11 protein-coding genes are annotated in these 15,978 nt (G+C 68.9%); 9 read left to right on the top strand and 2 right to left on the bottom strand.

What is annotated here, in order from left to right; all coding sequences use genetic code 11:
- Window positions 1–87: 87 nt before the first annotated feature.
- From VFZ09_RS00840 to VFZ09_RS00850, 3 genes are read left to right on the top strand one after another with little or no spacing between them, the layout of a single operon-like run.
- Window positions 88–1,677: a PAS domain S-box protein gene (locus VFZ09_RS00840; RefSeq protein WP_329725507.1), complete on the top strand. Its 1,590-nt coding sequence runs from the start codon at window positions 88–90 to the stop codon at window positions 1,675–1,677.
- Window positions 1,674–2,126, top strand: coding sequence for a response regulator (locus tag VFZ09_RS00845; protein ID WP_329725508.1), 453 nt, complete (start codon window positions 1,674–1,676; stop codon window positions 2,124–2,126). Before VFZ09_RS00840 ends, VFZ09_RS00845 begins: the two co-directional genes overlap by 4 nt.
- A 5-nt stretch (window positions 2,127–2,131) precedes the next feature.
- Window positions 2,132–2,260 (top strand): hypothetical protein, encoded by a 129-nt coding sequence (locus tag VFZ09_RS00850; protein WP_329725509.1) that lies wholly within the window; start codon window positions 2,132–2,134, stop codon window positions 2,258–2,260.
- 30 nt (window positions 2,261–2,290) lie between these two features.
- On the opposite strand, the gene VFZ09_RS00855 is transcribed toward VFZ09_RS00850, so the two are convergent.
- Together VFZ09_RS00855 and VFZ09_RS00860 are read right to left on the bottom strand one after the other, a co-directional pair.
- Complete coding sequence (locus VFZ09_RS00855; RefSeq protein WP_329725510.1) at window positions 2,291–4,642, bottom strand: hypothetical protein; 2,352 nt, start codon at window positions 4,640–4,642, stop codon at window positions 2,291–2,293.
- Between the two features lie 42 nt (window positions 4,643–4,684).
- Window positions 4,685–5,911 (bottom strand): discoidin domain-containing protein, encoded by a 1,227-nt coding sequence (locus VFZ09_RS00860; RefSeq protein WP_329725511.1) that lies wholly within the window; start codon window positions 5,909–5,911, stop codon window positions 4,685–4,687.
- A 147-nt stretch (window positions 5,912–6,058) separates the two neighbouring features.
- Between VFZ09_RS00860 and VFZ09_RS00865 the strand changes: the two genes are divergently transcribed.
- The 6 genes from VFZ09_RS00865 to VFZ09_RS00890 all read left to right on the top strand — a co-directional run bounded on the left by VFZ09_RS00865 (window position 6,059) and on the right by VFZ09_RS00890 (window position 15,978).
- Complete coding sequence (locus tag VFZ09_RS00865; protein WP_329725512.1) at window positions 6,059–6,814, top strand: ABC transporter ATP-binding protein; 756 nt, start codon at window positions 6,059–6,061, stop codon at window positions 6,812–6,814.
- A gap of 5 nt (window positions 6,815–6,819) precedes the next feature.
- The gene (locus tag VFZ09_RS00870) at window positions 6,820–7,623 is read left to right on the top strand and encodes an ABC transporter permease (RefSeq protein WP_329725513.1); all 804 of its coding nucleotides are present in this window, start codon (window positions 6,820–6,822) and stop codon (window positions 7,621–7,623) included.
- Window positions 7,624–7,816: 193 nt separating this feature from the next.
- A complete protein-coding gene (locus VFZ09_RS00875) occupies window positions 7,817–10,426 on the top strand; it encodes a hybrid sensor histidine kinase/response regulator (protein ID WP_329725514.1) in 2,610 nt (869 codons plus the stop codon).
- A 47-nt stretch (window positions 10,427–10,473) separates the two neighbouring features.
- Window positions 10,474–12,582, top strand: coding sequence for a M13 family metallopeptidase (locus VFZ09_RS00880; protein ID WP_329725515.1), 2,109 nt, complete (start codon window positions 10,474–10,476; stop codon window positions 12,580–12,582).
- A gap of 84 nt (window positions 12,583–12,666) precedes the next feature.
- On the top strand, window positions 12,667–14,973 hold the full coding sequence (locus VFZ09_RS00885) for a VIT and VWA domain-containing protein (RefSeq protein ID WP_329725516.1): 2,307 nt from the start codon (window positions 12,667–12,669) through the stop codon (window positions 14,971–14,973).
- A 57-nt stretch (window positions 14,974–15,030) separates the two neighbouring features.
- Window positions 15,031–15,978 (top strand): ornithine cyclodeaminase family protein, encoded by a 948-nt coding sequence (locus VFZ09_RS00890; RefSeq protein ID WP_329725517.1) that lies wholly within the window; start codon window positions 15,031–15,033, stop codon window positions 15,976–15,978.

Consider the following 15,978-nt stretch of genomic DNA (forward strand, 5'->3'; position numbering starts at 1 on the left):
GTGAAAGTCTGTACGCTTTCACACGCCCGCCCCCCCTCATGACGACCCCGCCGAGCCCTACATGGGGGAGGCTCCTGGCCCCTCCCCATGACCGCTCCGTCTCCGCAGAATCCCCCCCTCCAGGCGCTCGCTGACAGCATCTTCCAGGTGCAGCACCAGCCCCTGCTGCGCGCCTTCCTCGACAACTCCTCCGAGGGGCTGGGCATCGTCGATCCGAAGGGCCACCCGCTCTACATGAACGTGCGGGTCCAGCAGATCCTCGGCATCGGGTTGGCGGACGCCCGCCCGGAGGAATGGAGCGAGCGGTACGGCGTCTTCTACCCGGACTCCGAGACGCTGTTCCCCTCCGAGAAGCTCCCGCTCTACCGCGCCCTCCAGGGGGAACAGGCGGCTGATCAGGAGATCTTCGTCCGCAACGCCATCATTCCGGAGGGCCGGCACTTCCTCGCGCGCGCCTGGCCCGTGCGCGACGGCGAGGGCCAGCTCCTGGGCGCCATCCTCATCCTGCGCGATACCGAGATCGAACGCCGGGCCGAGGCCGAGCGGCGCCGCACCGAGCAGCGCTTCCAGCGCATCGTGGAGGCCGCCCAGGAGGGCCTCTGGACGCTCGACGCGCAGAGCCGCACCACCTACGTCAACCGCCACGCGGCCGGCATGCTCGGCTACTCACCCGAGGAGATGGTGGGAAGGCACGTCCTCGAGTTCGTCGATCCGGCGGACCACGGCCAGGCCCTCCAGGCGATCGAGCGGCAACAGCGCCAGGGCCTGAACTCCCTCCTGGATGACTTCAAGTTCGTGCGCAAGGACGGGACGTTCCTCTGGACCAAGGTCTCGGCATGTCCCGTCCATGACGACAGCAATGGCCAGTACACGGGCTCGCTGGCCATCGTCGTGGACATCACCCGGCGCCGCGAGGCCGAGGAGCAGGTGCGCCGGCTCAACGCGGAGCTGGAGCGCCGCATCGCCGAGCGCACCGCCCAGCTCGAGTTCTCCAACCGCGAGCTGGAGGCCTTCGCCTATTCCGTCGCGCATGATCTGCGCGCGCCCCTGCGCAGCATCTCCAGCTTCAGCCTCGCCCTGACCGAGGACTGTGCCGGGCAGCTCGACGCCACCGGCCAGCAATACCTGCAGCGCATCCGCGCCTCGGCCCATCGCATGGCCGAGCTCATCGACGGCATCCTCGCGCTCTCCCGGGTCAACCGCGCCGAGCTCGTGGTGAAGGACGTCCCCCTGTCCGACATGGCGCGCTCCATCTCCGAGCAGATCCAACGCTGGAAGCCCGGGCGCACCGTGAACTTCCGCATCCAGGAGGGCCTGGTGGCCCGCGGGGACGCGCAGCTGCTGCTCCTGGTGCTGGAGAACCTGATGGGCAACGCCTGGAAGTTCACCCGTGACACGCCGGTGGCGGAGATCGAGTTCGGCACGTTGCCGCGGACGGGGAAGGGACACATCTACTTCGTCCGGGACAACGGCGCGGGGTTCGATATGGAGTACCAGAAGAAGCTCTTCGGCGTCTTCCAGCGGCTGCACACGCAACAGGAGTTCGAAGGCCATGGGGTGGGACTGGCCACCGTGCAACGCATCATCCGCCGCCATGCGGGCCGGGTCTGGGGCGAGGGCCGGGTCGGGGAGGGTGCCACCTTCTACTTCACCCTCCACGAGGAGAGCGTCTCATGACTCATCCGAACCAGCGCGTCATCCTGCTCGTCGAGGACAACGAAGATGACGAGCTGATCACCCTCCGGGCGTTCCGCAAGAGCAACATCCACAACCCCGTGATCGTCGTCCGGGATGGAGCGGAGGCGCTGGACTACCTCTTCATCCAGGGCCGGCACGCGAACAGGGATCCGGAGATCCAGCCCCAGATCGTCCTGCTGGATCTGCACCTGCCGCGCATCGACGGCCTGGAGGTGCTGCGGCGCATCCGCTCCGACGAGCGGACGCGGACCCTGCCCGTGGTCATCCTCACCTCGTCCAAGGAGGAGCGGGATCTGGTGGAGGGCTACCAGCTCGGCGTCAACAGCTTCGTCCACAAGCCCGTGGACGTCACCGACTTCTTCGAGTCCGTGCGGCAGCTGGGCATGTACTGGCTCGTGCTCAACGAGCTTCCCGCCAAGAGAAAGTAGAACCCATGAAGGGACCCGAGCCGGAGCTCCACGCGTTGATGGAGCGCGAGTGGCTCGACGGCTCGCTCCCCCTGGACATCCTCGAGCGGCGGGTGGACGCCTGGGTGGAGCGGAGCCGGGCCGGGACGGCCTGAACCGCCATCCCGGCGGCGCGCTGACGAGACTCAGAGGGACGCGTCGGTGAGGAGGTAGCTCACCGTGCCGTTGCAGCTGTTGCTCGACCAGCAGCCGGCGCGCAGCTGGTGCGTGCCGTTGGTGCCCCACGGGACGACGTACTCGAAGGTGGAGAGGAGCCCACCGCACGCGTCGTCGTTGTAGGTCACCTGCGCGCCCGCCGCGGTGAACAGCCGCAGGTAGGTGTCTCCGGTGCCCGAGGCCCCCGTCACGTCGCAGGTGCCCACCTTGAGGCGCTGGCCCTCCACCAGGGAGAGATCGCGGTTGCTGGTGTTGACGGTGGCGCTGCTGGTGTTGCTCGCGCTGTAGGAGAACGAGCCGCGGATGTTCCACACCGCCGTGCCGCCGCAGCTGGTGCTGGACCAGCAACCGGCGCGCAGCTGGTACGTGCCGCTGGCCCCCGCCGGGACGGTATAGGCGAAGTTGGACAGGGCCCCGCCGCACGCGTCGTCGTTGGCCACCACCTCCGTGCCCCAGGGCGAGAACAGCCGCAGGTAGGTGTCTCCGGTGCCCGAGGCGCCCGCCACGCCGCAGGTGCCCAGCGTGATCGTCTCGCCGGCCATCAGGGGGATGTTCCGGGTGACGAAGTTGGCGGTGCTGCTGCCCGTGGCGCTCGCGTTGTAGGTGAGCTTGTTGCCGCCCACGCCGCACCACGCCTTGAGCTGGTTGAGCCGCAGGGCATCCTCCACCGCGTCGCCCGTGTTGTTGTCGTAGAGGTCACCCGTCTGCTGCATGAAGAAGCGCGTGTACAGCATGCAGTCCTGCGCGATGAACATCTTCTTGGGCACCGCGAACTGGTTGTCCCAGTCCATGGAGCGGATGAAGCCGAGCAGGAACTGGCCGTTGAAGCCGTTGGGCGCGTCATAGCCGTTCATCATCGCGTCCGAGGGGCTCGAGCCCACCGCGCCGAGCACCGACTGCCACTGGGGCCGCGTGTCGAGGAAGGACATCTTGATGGCGGCGTACGTGTTGTAGGCCGGGGCGAACCGGAACATGTCGAAGTGCCCGGCACCGTTGACCCACATCAGCTGATCCAACTGCTGGCTGGAGTAGGGCGTGTTCGCGGGATTGGCGGGTACCTCCTGGTCCACCTGGTAGGGCTCCGGATCCATGAGCGTCTTCCAGTAGTCGAGCTCTTCACCCGTGGCCTTCTTCACCACGTAGTTGAGGATGGCCTCCTTGAGGGCCTTGAACAGATCGATCTTGAAGGTGATGGCGGAGATGATGTTCTCGATGATGGCGGAGAGGGTGCAGATGGCATCCGGCGCACCCATCATCGAGCAGAGGTAGCGCTGCTTGTAGGTGCCCACGACGGCCTTGGCCGTATCGATGTCGGCCTTGTGGTTGGTCTGCATGAACAAGGCGCGCGCCACGTCGGTGCTGGCGGCCGGCCAGGCCTTCAGGCCGCGGTTGATGTCCCGGACCCAGGCCTCCATGTAATAGACGGGCAGACCGGCGATGACGTTGTAGGCGATGAGGAGCGCCTTGTAATAGGCGGCCTTGAGGCAGGCGCCGGGGCGGTACCAGGTGCACCGGTCCGCGTTCTCCTTGTACTTCTGCTTCAGCCAGCGGACGTGCTCGTAGTAGCCGTCGATCTTGTCCTCGAGGCCGGCGCGCAGCTCCGTGAAGAGGCGCGGCAGGCTGGCGGACTGGGTGTTCCGGGTGAGCTTCCAGACGTCGTTGCTCCAGCTGCCATCCCGCGAGCGCCGGGCGTCGATCATGTTGTCGTAGATGAAGGTGTTCACCGCCGAGGTGTCGATGGAGTAGTCGCTCAGGGCGGGGGTGCGGCGGCCCACGTGGCCCTCGGCGACGACGTGCCTCTTGGCGTTGCCGTCCGCGAAGTTGAAGGGCCCGCGCGCGTAGTGGTTGATGAAGGTGTGGCCGAACATGTCGCCGGCCGCGTGCGAGAGGAAGCCCATCACGAAGGCGCGCTGCTGCGGGGTGCTCGCCCGGGTGTAGAGGTGGCGCATCCAGGGATCCGAGTCGCTGCCGCTGTCCTCGCGGGCCGGGTGGATGACGCTCTGGCCGAAGAGCAGGTCCGGGTAGGCATCCGGACCCAGCACGCCCGCGCGGTAGTACGCCGGGTAGTCACGCAGCGCCTGGTAGATGCTGCTGGACACCGCGTAGGTGCCGATGAGGCCCGCCTGCTGGCGGTTGTAGAAGTCCACCTGGTTCAGCGAGATGGAGCCGTTCTGCGCCATGAGCTCCGCGCGGGCCTTCTCCGCGAGGTAGACGTGGGTGATGGGCTTCCACGCCCATGCCGGAAGCGAGACGCAGAGCACGGACAGGATGATGCAGGCCGCGAGCCGCGCCCGGGCAGCGGTAGAGAATGAAGTCTTCATGGAGAGATCTCTGAAGGAAGAAGAGGGAAGGGGAGTGGGGCCTTACGGGAGCGGGCCGCCGCTGCCGTCGCAGTTGGCGCCGGTGAGCGTGATGTTCCCCATGGAGACGGCGACGATGGGGGCGCGCGCGTCGTTGTCCTCGGTGACGTACAGGCGGTACTTGCCGTAGGAGCCCGGCGTGCTCACGGTGTAGTGGCGCTCCTCGTTGCCACCCCAGTTGATCTCGTTGGTGCGGCTGTCCACCGTCACCCAGGTGTCGCCGCCGTTCGAGCCCTGCAGCTGGAAGTCACGCGGGGCGCGCGACGTGAGCGTGCCGTTGATGAAGCGCAGCGAGTACCGGGTGATCTGCCGCGGCCCATCGCTGAACTCGTAGCCGATCCACACGGGGTTGCTCGTCCACGTCTCGGAGATCCACTGCGTGCCGTTGGGGTTGGAGTCGAAGGCCTGCCACGCCTCGTCCGTCGAGGTGTAGATGCCCGAGCGGGTCACGATGCCGCGCGGCGTGTTGGGGCCCGTCATCACCGGCACCTGGCTGGAGGCCGTGCAGCTCCAGGCGGACGTCACCGTGCGCGAGCCGCCGGGCCCGGGGGTGAGCGACAGCTCGGCCCGCGCCGACTGCGAGGCCGCGCCCAGCACCACCGCGGCGCCCTTGCCATCCGAGCGCGACACCACCTGCCAGTTGTCCATCCAGATCAGATCATCGCCGAGCGGGCTCGCCCGGCCCGCCCCGAGCACGGCGTGCGTCTGATCCGCCATGAGGAAGGCGACGCCCGACTTGTCGCTCGCGTCGTCGGCCACCTGCACCACCAGGTCGCGCCGGCCGTCCGCGTCGAAGTCGCCGTACTGGATGCAGGGCCGGGTGAGGCAGCTCACCGTCATGTCCGCGCCGTAGAGCGCCTTGACGCGCGCGGCCGCCCACTCACCGTCCTCGATGAAGGAGTTCCCCATGGGCGCCTCCACGCTGGGATCCACCGCCACCAGCGTGCTGGGCCGCGCGTAGGTGAACGTGCCCAGCTCCGCCTCCACCTCCTGGAGGGCCTGGGTCTCCTCGGGCGTGTCCACCGGATCGCGCAGGCTCGCGCGCAACCGCTCCATGAGCTCGCTCGGAGCCGGGAAGGACTCGAAGGTCGGTTCGGTGTCCATCGCCAGCGCCGCCGCGCTCTTCGCGGGGGCCACGGACGATGCATCCACGGGGGTCCGGCTCTCGGTGCAGGCGGTGATGCCCACGCACAGCGGCATCAGGAGGTACCAGGTGTTGGATCGAATCACGGGCACTCAGGGGGTCAGGGGTGAAATGACGCGGCGTACGAGGCGCCAGCGACGTCCTCCTGTGTGCCAGAAATACAGTCTGGTCTCAAATGTCCATTTTTGTCGAAATGTCCCACCTGGGGTGCTGGAGGTGGCGTAGAAGGCCGCATGCCCACGACGCATGAACGGGTCCTCTCGGTGCAGGCGCTGCGCAAGCAGTACGGCGCCACCGTCGCGGTGGACGGCATCTCGTTCGACGTGGGCCGCAAGGAGATCGTCGGGCTGCTCGGCCCCAATGGCGCCGGGAAGACCACCACCATCAACATGATCCTCGGCGTCCTCGAGCCCACCGCGGGGACCATCCTCATCGAGGGCGTGGACCTGGCGAAGCGCCGCTCCCAGGCGCTCGAGCGCACCAACTTCGCCGCCGTCTACTCGCCCCTGCCCGGCAACCTCACCGTGCAGCAGAACCTGCGCGTCTCCGGCCTCATCTACGGCGTGAAGGGGCTCTCCGCCCGCATCGAGGAGCTGCTCGTCCAGTTCGATCTCGTCCGCTTCCGCCACACCAAATCCGGCGTGCTCTCCTCGGGCGAGCAGACGCGCGTGGCCCTCGCCAAGGCCATGCTCAACCGGCCGCAGCTGCTGCTGCTCGACGAGCCCACCGCCTCGTTGGATCCCGCCACGGCGCAGGACATCCGCGCACGCATCCGCGACTTCACCACCCAGGGGACGGGCGGCGTGCTGTGGACCTCGCACAACATGTACGAGGTGGAGGAGGTGTGCGACCGCGTCCTCTTCGTGTCGCGCGGGAAGGTGTTGCTCGAGGGGGACCCCAAGGCCCTGCCGCGCGAGCACGGCAAGGCGACCCTGGAGGAGCTGTTCATCACCGTGGCGCGGGAACCGCTCGCGCTGGAGCGAGTCTGAGCCCCATGGCCTTCAACCGCGCCGCCGCCATCGTCCTGCGCCAGTTCTATCTCATCCGCGGGAGCCCCTCGCGCATCTTCCCGCTCTTCGTGTGGGTGGCCATCGACATGGTGCTGTGGGGCTTCATGTCCCGCTACCTCAACAGCGTCACCGCGCCCGGGCTCGACTTCGTCCCCGCGCTGCTGGGCGCGGTGCTCCTCTGGGACTTCCTCACCCGCGTCATGCAGGGCGTCACCATGGCGTTCTTCGAGGACGTGTGGTCGCGCAACTTCCTCAACGTCTTCGCCACGCCGCTCTCCATCACCGAGTACGTGGGCGGGCTCGTGCTCTCCAGCATCGCGACGAGCTCCATCGGGCTCATCGTGATGGTCCTGGTCTCGGGCGCGGCGTTCGGCCTGTCCCTGCTCACCTACGGTCTGCTGCTCGTGCCGTTCCTGCTGGTGCTCTTCCTGTTCGGCATCGCGCTGGGCATCTTCGGGGCCGCCGTGGTGCTCCGGCTCGGGCCGTCCGCGGAGTGGTTCGTCTGGCCCATTCCCGCCGTGGTCTCGCCCTTCGCGGGCGTCTTCTATCCGCTCTCCACGCTCCCCGAGTGGATGCGGGCCATCTCGCACCTGCTGCCACCCTCCTACGTCTTCGAGGGCATGCGGACGATCGTCGCGGGCGGCCCCTTCTCGGGCACCTCGCTGCTGTGGGGCGTGGGGCTCGCCGTGCTCTACATCCTGCTGGCGAGCTGGTTCTTCACCCGCGTCTACCGCTACGCCGTGCGCACCGGCCTCATCGCCCGCTACAGCGCCGAGAGTGTGAGCTAGGGACGTCCTCCTCGCGAGGAGCTGTCCGCTAACGGACGGGCCCGCCGGATGCCTCGGAACGAAGCATCCGGGAAATAGTATTTTCCATGTGACGGCTGCGCTGATCCAACAGGAGGACGGCCATGGGTGACGTCACCGAGAATCCGTTCTACGTCCCGCCGCGGTCCTGAGCGAGGAAGGCCTGCCATTGGCCATGGAGCGCATCAACTCCCGCCTGTCGGAGCTCGTCGAACAGGAAGCGCTCGCGCTTCGCAGGCAGCTCAATGACCTGCACGCCCTGTTCGAGCTGCCCTCCGCCTGGCAGGGGCGGGAGCCCGAGGAGCTCGCTCGGAGCACCCTCGAGCTGCTCGTGTCCCGGCTGCGTCTGGATGTCGCGCTCCTGAAGCTCCAGGGGCCGGAGGGGCCCCTCGACTGCTGCTTTCCTCCGGACCTGGACCGCGAGGCGCTCCTGGCCGCGGGCGGTGAGGCGAACCCGGGCCCGCCGCCCACCTTCGAGCTGCCCCGGCCGAACGTCCTCGGCCGCACCACGGTCCGCCTGGCCACGGCCTCGCCCCTGGGAGAGCCCGGGACGATCGTCGCCGGCTCCTGGCGGGAGAACTTTCCCACGCCGCACGAGCAGCATCTGCTGCGGTTGATCGCCAACCAGGCCGCGCTCGCGCTGCAGTCGAGCCGGGAGGCACGGGCGCGGCAGAAGCTCGCCGAGGAGCGGGGCCGCCTCCAGCGCGTGAACTCCGTGCTGTCGATGCTCCACTCCGTCTCGGATGGGCTGTCGCGGACGCACACCTTCGCCCAGGTGGCGGACGTCATCCTCTCCTGGGGATTGGACGCCATGGGCGCCCACGCGGGGGGCATGTTCCTGGCGGACGAGACCGGGAGCGGGCTGCGGATGATCCGCGCCGTGGGCTACCCCGAGTCGATGCTGCGCGACTACGAGTACATTCCGGTGGATGCGGAGCTGCCGCTCGCCGAGGCCTTCCGGCAGAAGCGGGGCCTCTTCAGCAATGACTACCGGGGCAAACCGCGCTGCTACGCCGCCGTGCCCCTGCTGGTGGATGACCGGTGTCTGGGCGCGCTCGGCTTCAACTTCCCCGAGCCCCGGCCCTTCGAGGACGACGAGCGCGCCTTCATCCAGGCCCTGGCCCATCAAGCGGCCCAGGCGTGTGATCGCGCCCGGTTGCTGGAGGCCGAGCGGCGGGCCCGGCTCATGGCGGAGGCCCGGCAGCAGCGCGCGGATCTCCTGTCGGAAGCCAGCGCGATGCTCGGCTCGTCGTTGGATCTGGAGGCGGCCCTCACCTGGGTGGCCAACCTCCTGGTGCCCGGCTTCGCCGACTGGGTCGTCATCCAGATGGTGGAGCGCACCCCCTCGGGGGCCGACGAGACGAAGACGCTGGCCGTCCACCGCGAGCCGGTGAAGGCCGGGCTCGCGCGGGAGCAGGGCCTGTCGCTGCTGTCCACGTGGAGCGAGCCGCGCTCCTGCATCACCAACAACTCGGTGCTGGCTCCGATCGCGGCACGGGGCCGGGTGCTCGGGGCCATCGTCCTGGGCGCCGAGGAGGTGGGCCGCTACGACACCGAGGCCCTGGAGCTCGTCGAGGAGCTGGGGCTGCGCGCGGGCGTGGCGCTCGACAATGCCCGCCTCTACCAGGAGGCGCGCGAGGCGGATCGCCGCAAGGACGAGTTCCTCGCGATGCTCGGCCATGAGCTGCGCAATCCGCTCTCGCCCATGGTCACCGCCCTCCAGTTGATGCGGATGAAGGACGGCTCCACCTCCGAGCGGGAGCGGACCATCATCGAGCGCCAGGTGGAGCACCTCACCCGGCTCGTGGATGATCTGCTCGACGTGTCGCGCATCACCCGGGGAAAGGTGCAGCTCAAGCGGGCGCGCATCGATCTCATGGCCGTGCTGCTCGAGGCCGCCGAGATGGCGAGCCCCCTGTTGGAGCAGCGCGCGCACTTCCTGGAGCTGCCCCCGCCGGCCGGACCGCTCATGGTGGACGGGGATCCCGCCCGGCTCGCGCAGGTGCTGGCGAACCTGCTCAACAACGCGGCGAAATACACGGATCCCGGCGGGCGCATCGTCGTCACCGCGGTGGGGGAGGGCGAGCAGGCCGTGGTGCGGGTCCGGGACAATGGCGCGGGCATCGCGCCTGGCATCCTCCCGCGCGTCTTCGACATGTTCGTCCAGGAGGGCCGGTCCATCGATCGGTCCCAGGGAGGGCTCGGCCTCGGGCTGGCCATCGTCCGCAGTCTGGTCGAGCTGCATGGGGGCACCGTCTCGGTCCACAGCGAGGGCCTGGGCCGTGGGAGTGAGTTCGTGGTGCGCCTGCCGCTCGCCGCACCGCAGCATGCCGGTGCCGGGGGGGAGGATCGGAGCCCGCCGCCCGAGGTCCCCACCATCCAGGGAGACCCCGGCTCCTTGCGGCTGCTCCTGGTGGATGACAACCGCGACGCCGTCGAGCTGCTCACCGAGTTCCTGGGCTCGAAGGGGTACGTGACGCGGATGGCCCTGGATGGCCCCAGCGGGCTCGAGGCGGCCAGCGCGTTCCAGCCCCACATCGCGCTGCTGGACGTGGGCCTCCCGGTGATGGATGGCTACGAGCTCGCGTCGAAGCTGCGCCAGGAGCCTTCCTTGAAGGGCATCAAGCTGGTGGCCATCACGGGGTACGGACAGGACTCCGACCGCCACCGGGCGCATGCGGCGGGGTTCGATCTCCACCTGGTCAAGCCCATCGATCCCGGCCAGCTGCTCCGGATCCTCCGCGAGCTGGCCCAGGCGCCCGTGGAGGCCGAAGTCCGGGATTAAGTTCGGAGCTTCGCTGTTGGGGCGCGGACTTTTTTCCAAGGGCTCGTATGACCTCCCAGAACCGACGTTTCCCGGGTGCCGCGCGACGCGTGGTGCTCACGGCCAGTGCATCCGCTCTGCTCGCCGCGTGTGTCACCTCCGCACCCATGGACAAGAAGGCCGCCGCGCCTCCCGCCCATGGCGGCTTCGGTGTCGACACCGCCGGCATGAACACGGCCGTGGCGCCCGGCGACAACTTCTACCGCTACGTCAACGGCACGTGGCTCGAGCAGACGGAGATCCCCGCGGACCGCTCCAGCTACGGCATGTTCACGAAGGTGGCGGAGGAAGCGAGCCGCCGCACCCGCGCCCTGATCGAGGAGGCCGCGAGCACCAACGCCCCCGCGGGCAGTGAGGTCCGCAAGCTGGGAGATCTCTTCGCCAGCTACATGGACGAGGCGGGCATCGAGGCGAAGGGGCTGGCGCCCATTCAGCCCGAGCTCGGGCGCATCGCCGCCATCACCACCCGGAAGGAGCTGTCCGCGGCGCTCGGGGACACGCTGCGCGCCGACGTGGACGCGCTCAACACGGGCGATGTCACCACGGACCGGCTCTTCGGCCTCTGGGTGACCGAGGACATGAATGATCCCTCGCGCTACGCCGCCTACCTGCTGCAGGGGGGCCTGGGCCTGCCGGATCGCGACTACTACCTCGTGGACAACGCCCGGTTCACCGAGGTGCGCCAGAAGTACCAGCAGCACATCGCCGCCATGTTGAGCCTGGCGGGCATCCCCGACGCGGAGGCCCGGGCGAAGCGCATCTTCGAGCTCGAGCGGGAGATCGCCCGGGTGCACTGGAACCAGGTGGACACGCAGGACGTGGCCAAGGTCAACAACCCCTGGCCCCGGAGCGAGCTCGCGAAGCGCGCCCCGGGTCTCGACTGGGATGCGTACCTGGAGGCCGCGGGGCTCGGGAAGCAGCAGGAGCTCATCATCTGGCAGCCGAGCGCGCTGACGGGCATCTCGAAGCTCGTGGGCAGCGAGCCGGTGGAGACCTGGAAGGACTACCTGGCCTTCCACGCCCTCGAGCGTGGCGCGCCCTTCCTGACCAAGGCCTTCGTGGACGAGAACTTCGCGTTCACCGGCCGTGTCCTCACCGGCACGCAGCAGTTGCGCGAGCGCTGGAAGCGCGGCGTGGACGTCACCGGCGCCGCGATGAGCGAGGCGATCGGCAGGCTGTACGTGGAGAAGTACTTCCCGCCGGAGGCCAAGGCGGAGGCTGACAAGATGGTGCGCAACATCGTCAAGGCGTTCGGCCAGCGCATCGACGCGCTGGCGTGGATGTCCCCGGAGACGAAGGCGCGCGCGAAGGAGAAGCTGGGTACCCTGCAGGTGGGCATCGGCCACCCGGCGAAGTGGCGGGACTACTCGGGGCTGGAGATCGTCCGGGGGGATGCCTACGGCAATGCCGAGCGCGCCTCGCGCTTCGAGTACCAGCGCAACCTGGCCAGGCTGGGCAAGCCGGTGGACCGGTCCGAGTGGTTCATGCCGCCGCAGTTGGTGAACGCGCTGAACTCGCCGCAGCAGAACTCCATCATCTTCCCCGCGGCCATCCTGCAGCCGCCGTTCTTCGATCCGAACGCGGAGCCGGCGGTGAACTACGGCGCCATCGGCACCGTCATCGGGCATGAGATCGTGCACAGCTTCGACGACGTGGGCGCGCAGTTCGACGCCCGGGGCAAGCTGGCCAACTGGTGGACGAAGGAGGACGCGGAGAAGTTCAAGGCCGCCGGTGAGGCGCTCGTCGCGCAGTACAACACGTACCGCCCGTTGCCGGACCTGGCGGTGAATGGCGAGCTGACCCTGGGAGAGAACATCGCGGATATCGCCGGGGTGGCGATCGCCCTGGATGGCTACCGGATGTCGCTGGGCGGCAAGCCGGCGCCGGTGCTCGAGGGCTTCTCCGGTGAGCAGCGCTTCTTCCTCGGCTTCGGGCAGATGTGGCGCAACAAGTACCGCGAGCCCTTCCTGCGCCGCATCCTGATGACGGACGGGCACTCGCCGGGCGAGTACCGCGTCGCGACGGTGCGCAACATCGACGCCTGGTACCAGGCCTTCGGGGCCACGCCCGGACAGACGCTCTACCTCACGCCCGAGCAGCGCGTGCGCATCTGGTAGAGCAGGGCGGGGGGGATGCGGTAGACCGTTCCGGCATCTCCTGCGTTGAAGCGATCCTGGGACTCCCAGAGGAGAAGAATCACCGTGTACGCCCCCCTACGCCTGCTGCTGCTCGCCACCCTCCTGGTGCCTGTTCTCGCCTCGGCCCAGGGCATGCTGCTGCCCACCACACCCAACACCCGGCCGCTGGCCATCAAGAGCCAGCGCGTGAGCGTGGAGCTCCAGGACGGCACCGCCATCACCCGCGTGGAGCAGGTCTTCCAGAACGACGGCCCCTCGCAACTGGAGGCGCACTACATCTTCCCCCTCCCCAAGGGGGCCGCGCTCTCCGGCTTCTACCTCTGGGTCAACGGCAAGAAGACCCGGGGCGAGGTGCTGGAAAAAGAGAAGGCCACCACCATCTACGAGGGCATCGTCCGGAGGCTGGCGGACCCCGGGCTCCTGGAGTACGTGGACTCGGACGTGTTCCGCATGCGCGTGTTCCCCGTGCCCGCACGCGGCGAGCAGCGCGTGGAGCTGACCTTCAGCCAGGTGCTGGACTACTCCGCCGGCCTGTACCACTACCACTACCCGCTGGGTGCCACCGCCAAGGGCCAGCCCGCGGACTGGCGCGTGGTGGAGGCCAAGGCCACCCAGGACTTCACCTTCAGCGCTCGCGTGTCCACGAAGACGCCGCTGCGCAGCATCTACTCGCCCACCCACCGCATGGACGTGTCCCGCCGGGGTGAGTCCAGCGCCGTGGTGGGCCTGGAGCAGGGGGGCGGGGCCGATCTCTCCAAGGACCTGGATCTCTATTTCTCCGTCTCCGACAAGGCGGTGGGGTTCTCGCTGCTCACCTACAAGGAGAAGGACGAGCCCGGCTACTTCCTCGCCCTGCTCGCCCCGAAGGCGGAGGTGAAGCCCGACGAGATCGGCTCCAAGCGCGTCACCTTCGTCATCGACACCTCGGGCTCCATGCAGGGCGAGCGGATGAAGATCGCCCGGGACGCGCTCAAGTACTGCGTCACCCGGCTCAACCCCCAGGACACCTTCAACGTGGTGCGCTTCTCCACGGACGTGGAGCCCCTCTTCCCGGGGCTGAAGCCCGCCAACGAGGAGAACATCCAGAAGGCCGTGTCCTTCGTGGAGCAGCTGGAGGCCATCGGCGGCACGGCCATCGACGACGCGCTGGTGCGCGGCCTCCAGGACAATGACGGGCAGTCTCCCACGCCGCACCTGCTGCTGTTCATCACCGACGGACAGCCCACCATCGGAGAGACGGACGAGGCGGTGATCGCCCAGCACGCCAGGAGCGGCCGGAAGAACAGGACGCGTCTGTTCACCTTCGGCGTGGGCGACGAGCTGAACGCGCGCCTGCTGGACAGGCTCTCCGCGGACGGCAATGGCACCTCGGACTTCGTCCGCGACGGCAAGGAATTCGAGACCAAGGTCTCCAGCTTCTACGACGCGGTCAGCAACCCGGTGCTGGCCGACCTGTCCATCGATCTGTCCTCCATCGACGCGTACGATCTGTACCCGCGCAAGCTGCCGGATCTCTTCAAGGGCTCGCAGGTGGTGGTGATGGGCCGCTACCGCAAGCCCGGGGACGCCAAGGTGGTGCTCACCGGCCATGTGAACGAGTCGAAGCGCACCTTCGAGTACGGCACCACCGCGCCCCGCGAAGCCACGCGCGACGACTTCATCCCCCGGCTGTGGGCCATCCGGAAGGTGGGCTTCCTGCTGGAGGAGATCCGTCTGCGCGGTGAGCGCCCCGAGCTGCGCGACGAGGTCGTCACCCTGGGCAAGAAGTTCGGCATCGTGACGCCCTACACCAGCTACCTCGTGGTGGAGGACGAGCCGATGGTGGCCAACCGGCCGCCGCAGCCCGTCACGCGCCCCTGGCGGGATGACCGGAGCCAGGAGGAGTCCCGGTCCGCTCCGCGCAAGTCCGCGCGGTCCGAGGAGGACGTCGATGGCGTGTTCTCCGGTGGGCCCGCGAGCGGGGCGGGTTCGGGTGGCGCCATGGCTTCCGCGGCGCCCGCGGCGCCCGCCGAGTCCCTGTCCGTGGCCGAGGGCAAGGGCGGCGTGGCCGTCTCCCGCGCGACCCGGAAGATGAAGGAGCAGGAGCGCGGGCCGTCCGCCAGCGATCCCGTGCGCGTGGCCGCCGGCCGCACGTTCCTCTACCGGGATGGCGGCTGGATCGACTCCGAGGCGCTCTCCAACCCGGGCAAGCAGCTCAAGGTGAAGTTCCTCTCCAAGGCCTACTTCGAGCTGCTCAACGCCCGGCCCGAGCTCAAGGCCGCCTTCGCCCTGGGCGATCGGGTGATGGTCCAGGTCGCCCGGGGCAAGAGCATCATCGTCGGCCAGGAAGGTGAGGAGGACGCCGCCAAGGTCCTCGCCTTCCTCAAGTAGCCCTCCGAACGGGTGTGGTGCGGGCCACGCGAGCCTGGATGCGATAGCCTGCGCGGCATGACGCCCCACACCCCCACGCTGTACCTGGATGATGCCGCGGTGCGTCGGCTGCTGCCCCTGGGCAAGCTGCTCGAGGGGATGCGCCGCGCGCTGATCGATCTGTCCGAAGGCCGTGTCGTGCAGCCGCTTCGCAGCGTGATGGAGTTGCCGCAGGTCGAGGGCATGCTCTTCCTCAAGCCGGCGATGACGGGCGAGGCGCTCGCCACCAAGCTGATCACGCTGTATCCGGGCAACCCGGCGCGGGGTCTTCCGACCCTGCTCGCCACCATCGTCCTGATGGATCCACGGACCGGCCGGACCCTGGCCGTCATGGACGGCACGTGGATCACCGAGCTGCGGACCGCCGCCGTCTCCGCGGTGGCCGTCGACGCGCTGACCACGCCAGGCCCCAAGGTGGTGGCGATGCTGGGCAGTGGAGCGCTGGCACGCAGCCACGCGCTCGCGCTGCGCGCGGTGCGGCCGGTCTCGGAGATCCGCGTCTGGAGCCGCGATCCGGCCAACGTCGCGCGCTGCGCCGCCGAGATCGCTGGCCGTGCCTGCGCCACCGCCGAGGAGGCCGTGCGAGGCGCCGACATCGTCTGCACCGTCACCAACGCGACCGAACCCGTGCTGCGCGGCGCCTGGCTCGAGCCGGGTGCCTTCGTGGCGGCGATCGGCGCGCCTCGCCCCAACTGGCGGGAGCTCGATGACGAGGCCATGCGCAACGTGGTGGTCGCGGACAGCCGCCACGCCGCCCAGCACGAGGCGGGCGACGTCATCCACACCGGCGCTCCGATCCACGCCGAGATCGGTGAGATCCTCGGGGGGAGGGCACCGGCCCCGGCCGCGGGCCGCACGGTGATCTTCAAGGCGCTGGGTCAGGCCGTCGAGGATGCGGTCGCGGCGCACCTGGTCTACAGCGCGGCCCTGGCCGAACGGAACGCCGCCCACACGGGGGAGGGTTGA

Source organism: Archangium sp. (assembly GCF_036277355.1).
In the GTDB taxonomy this organism is placed as follows: Bacteria; Myxococcota; Myxococcia; order Myxococcales; family Myxococcaceae; genus Archangium.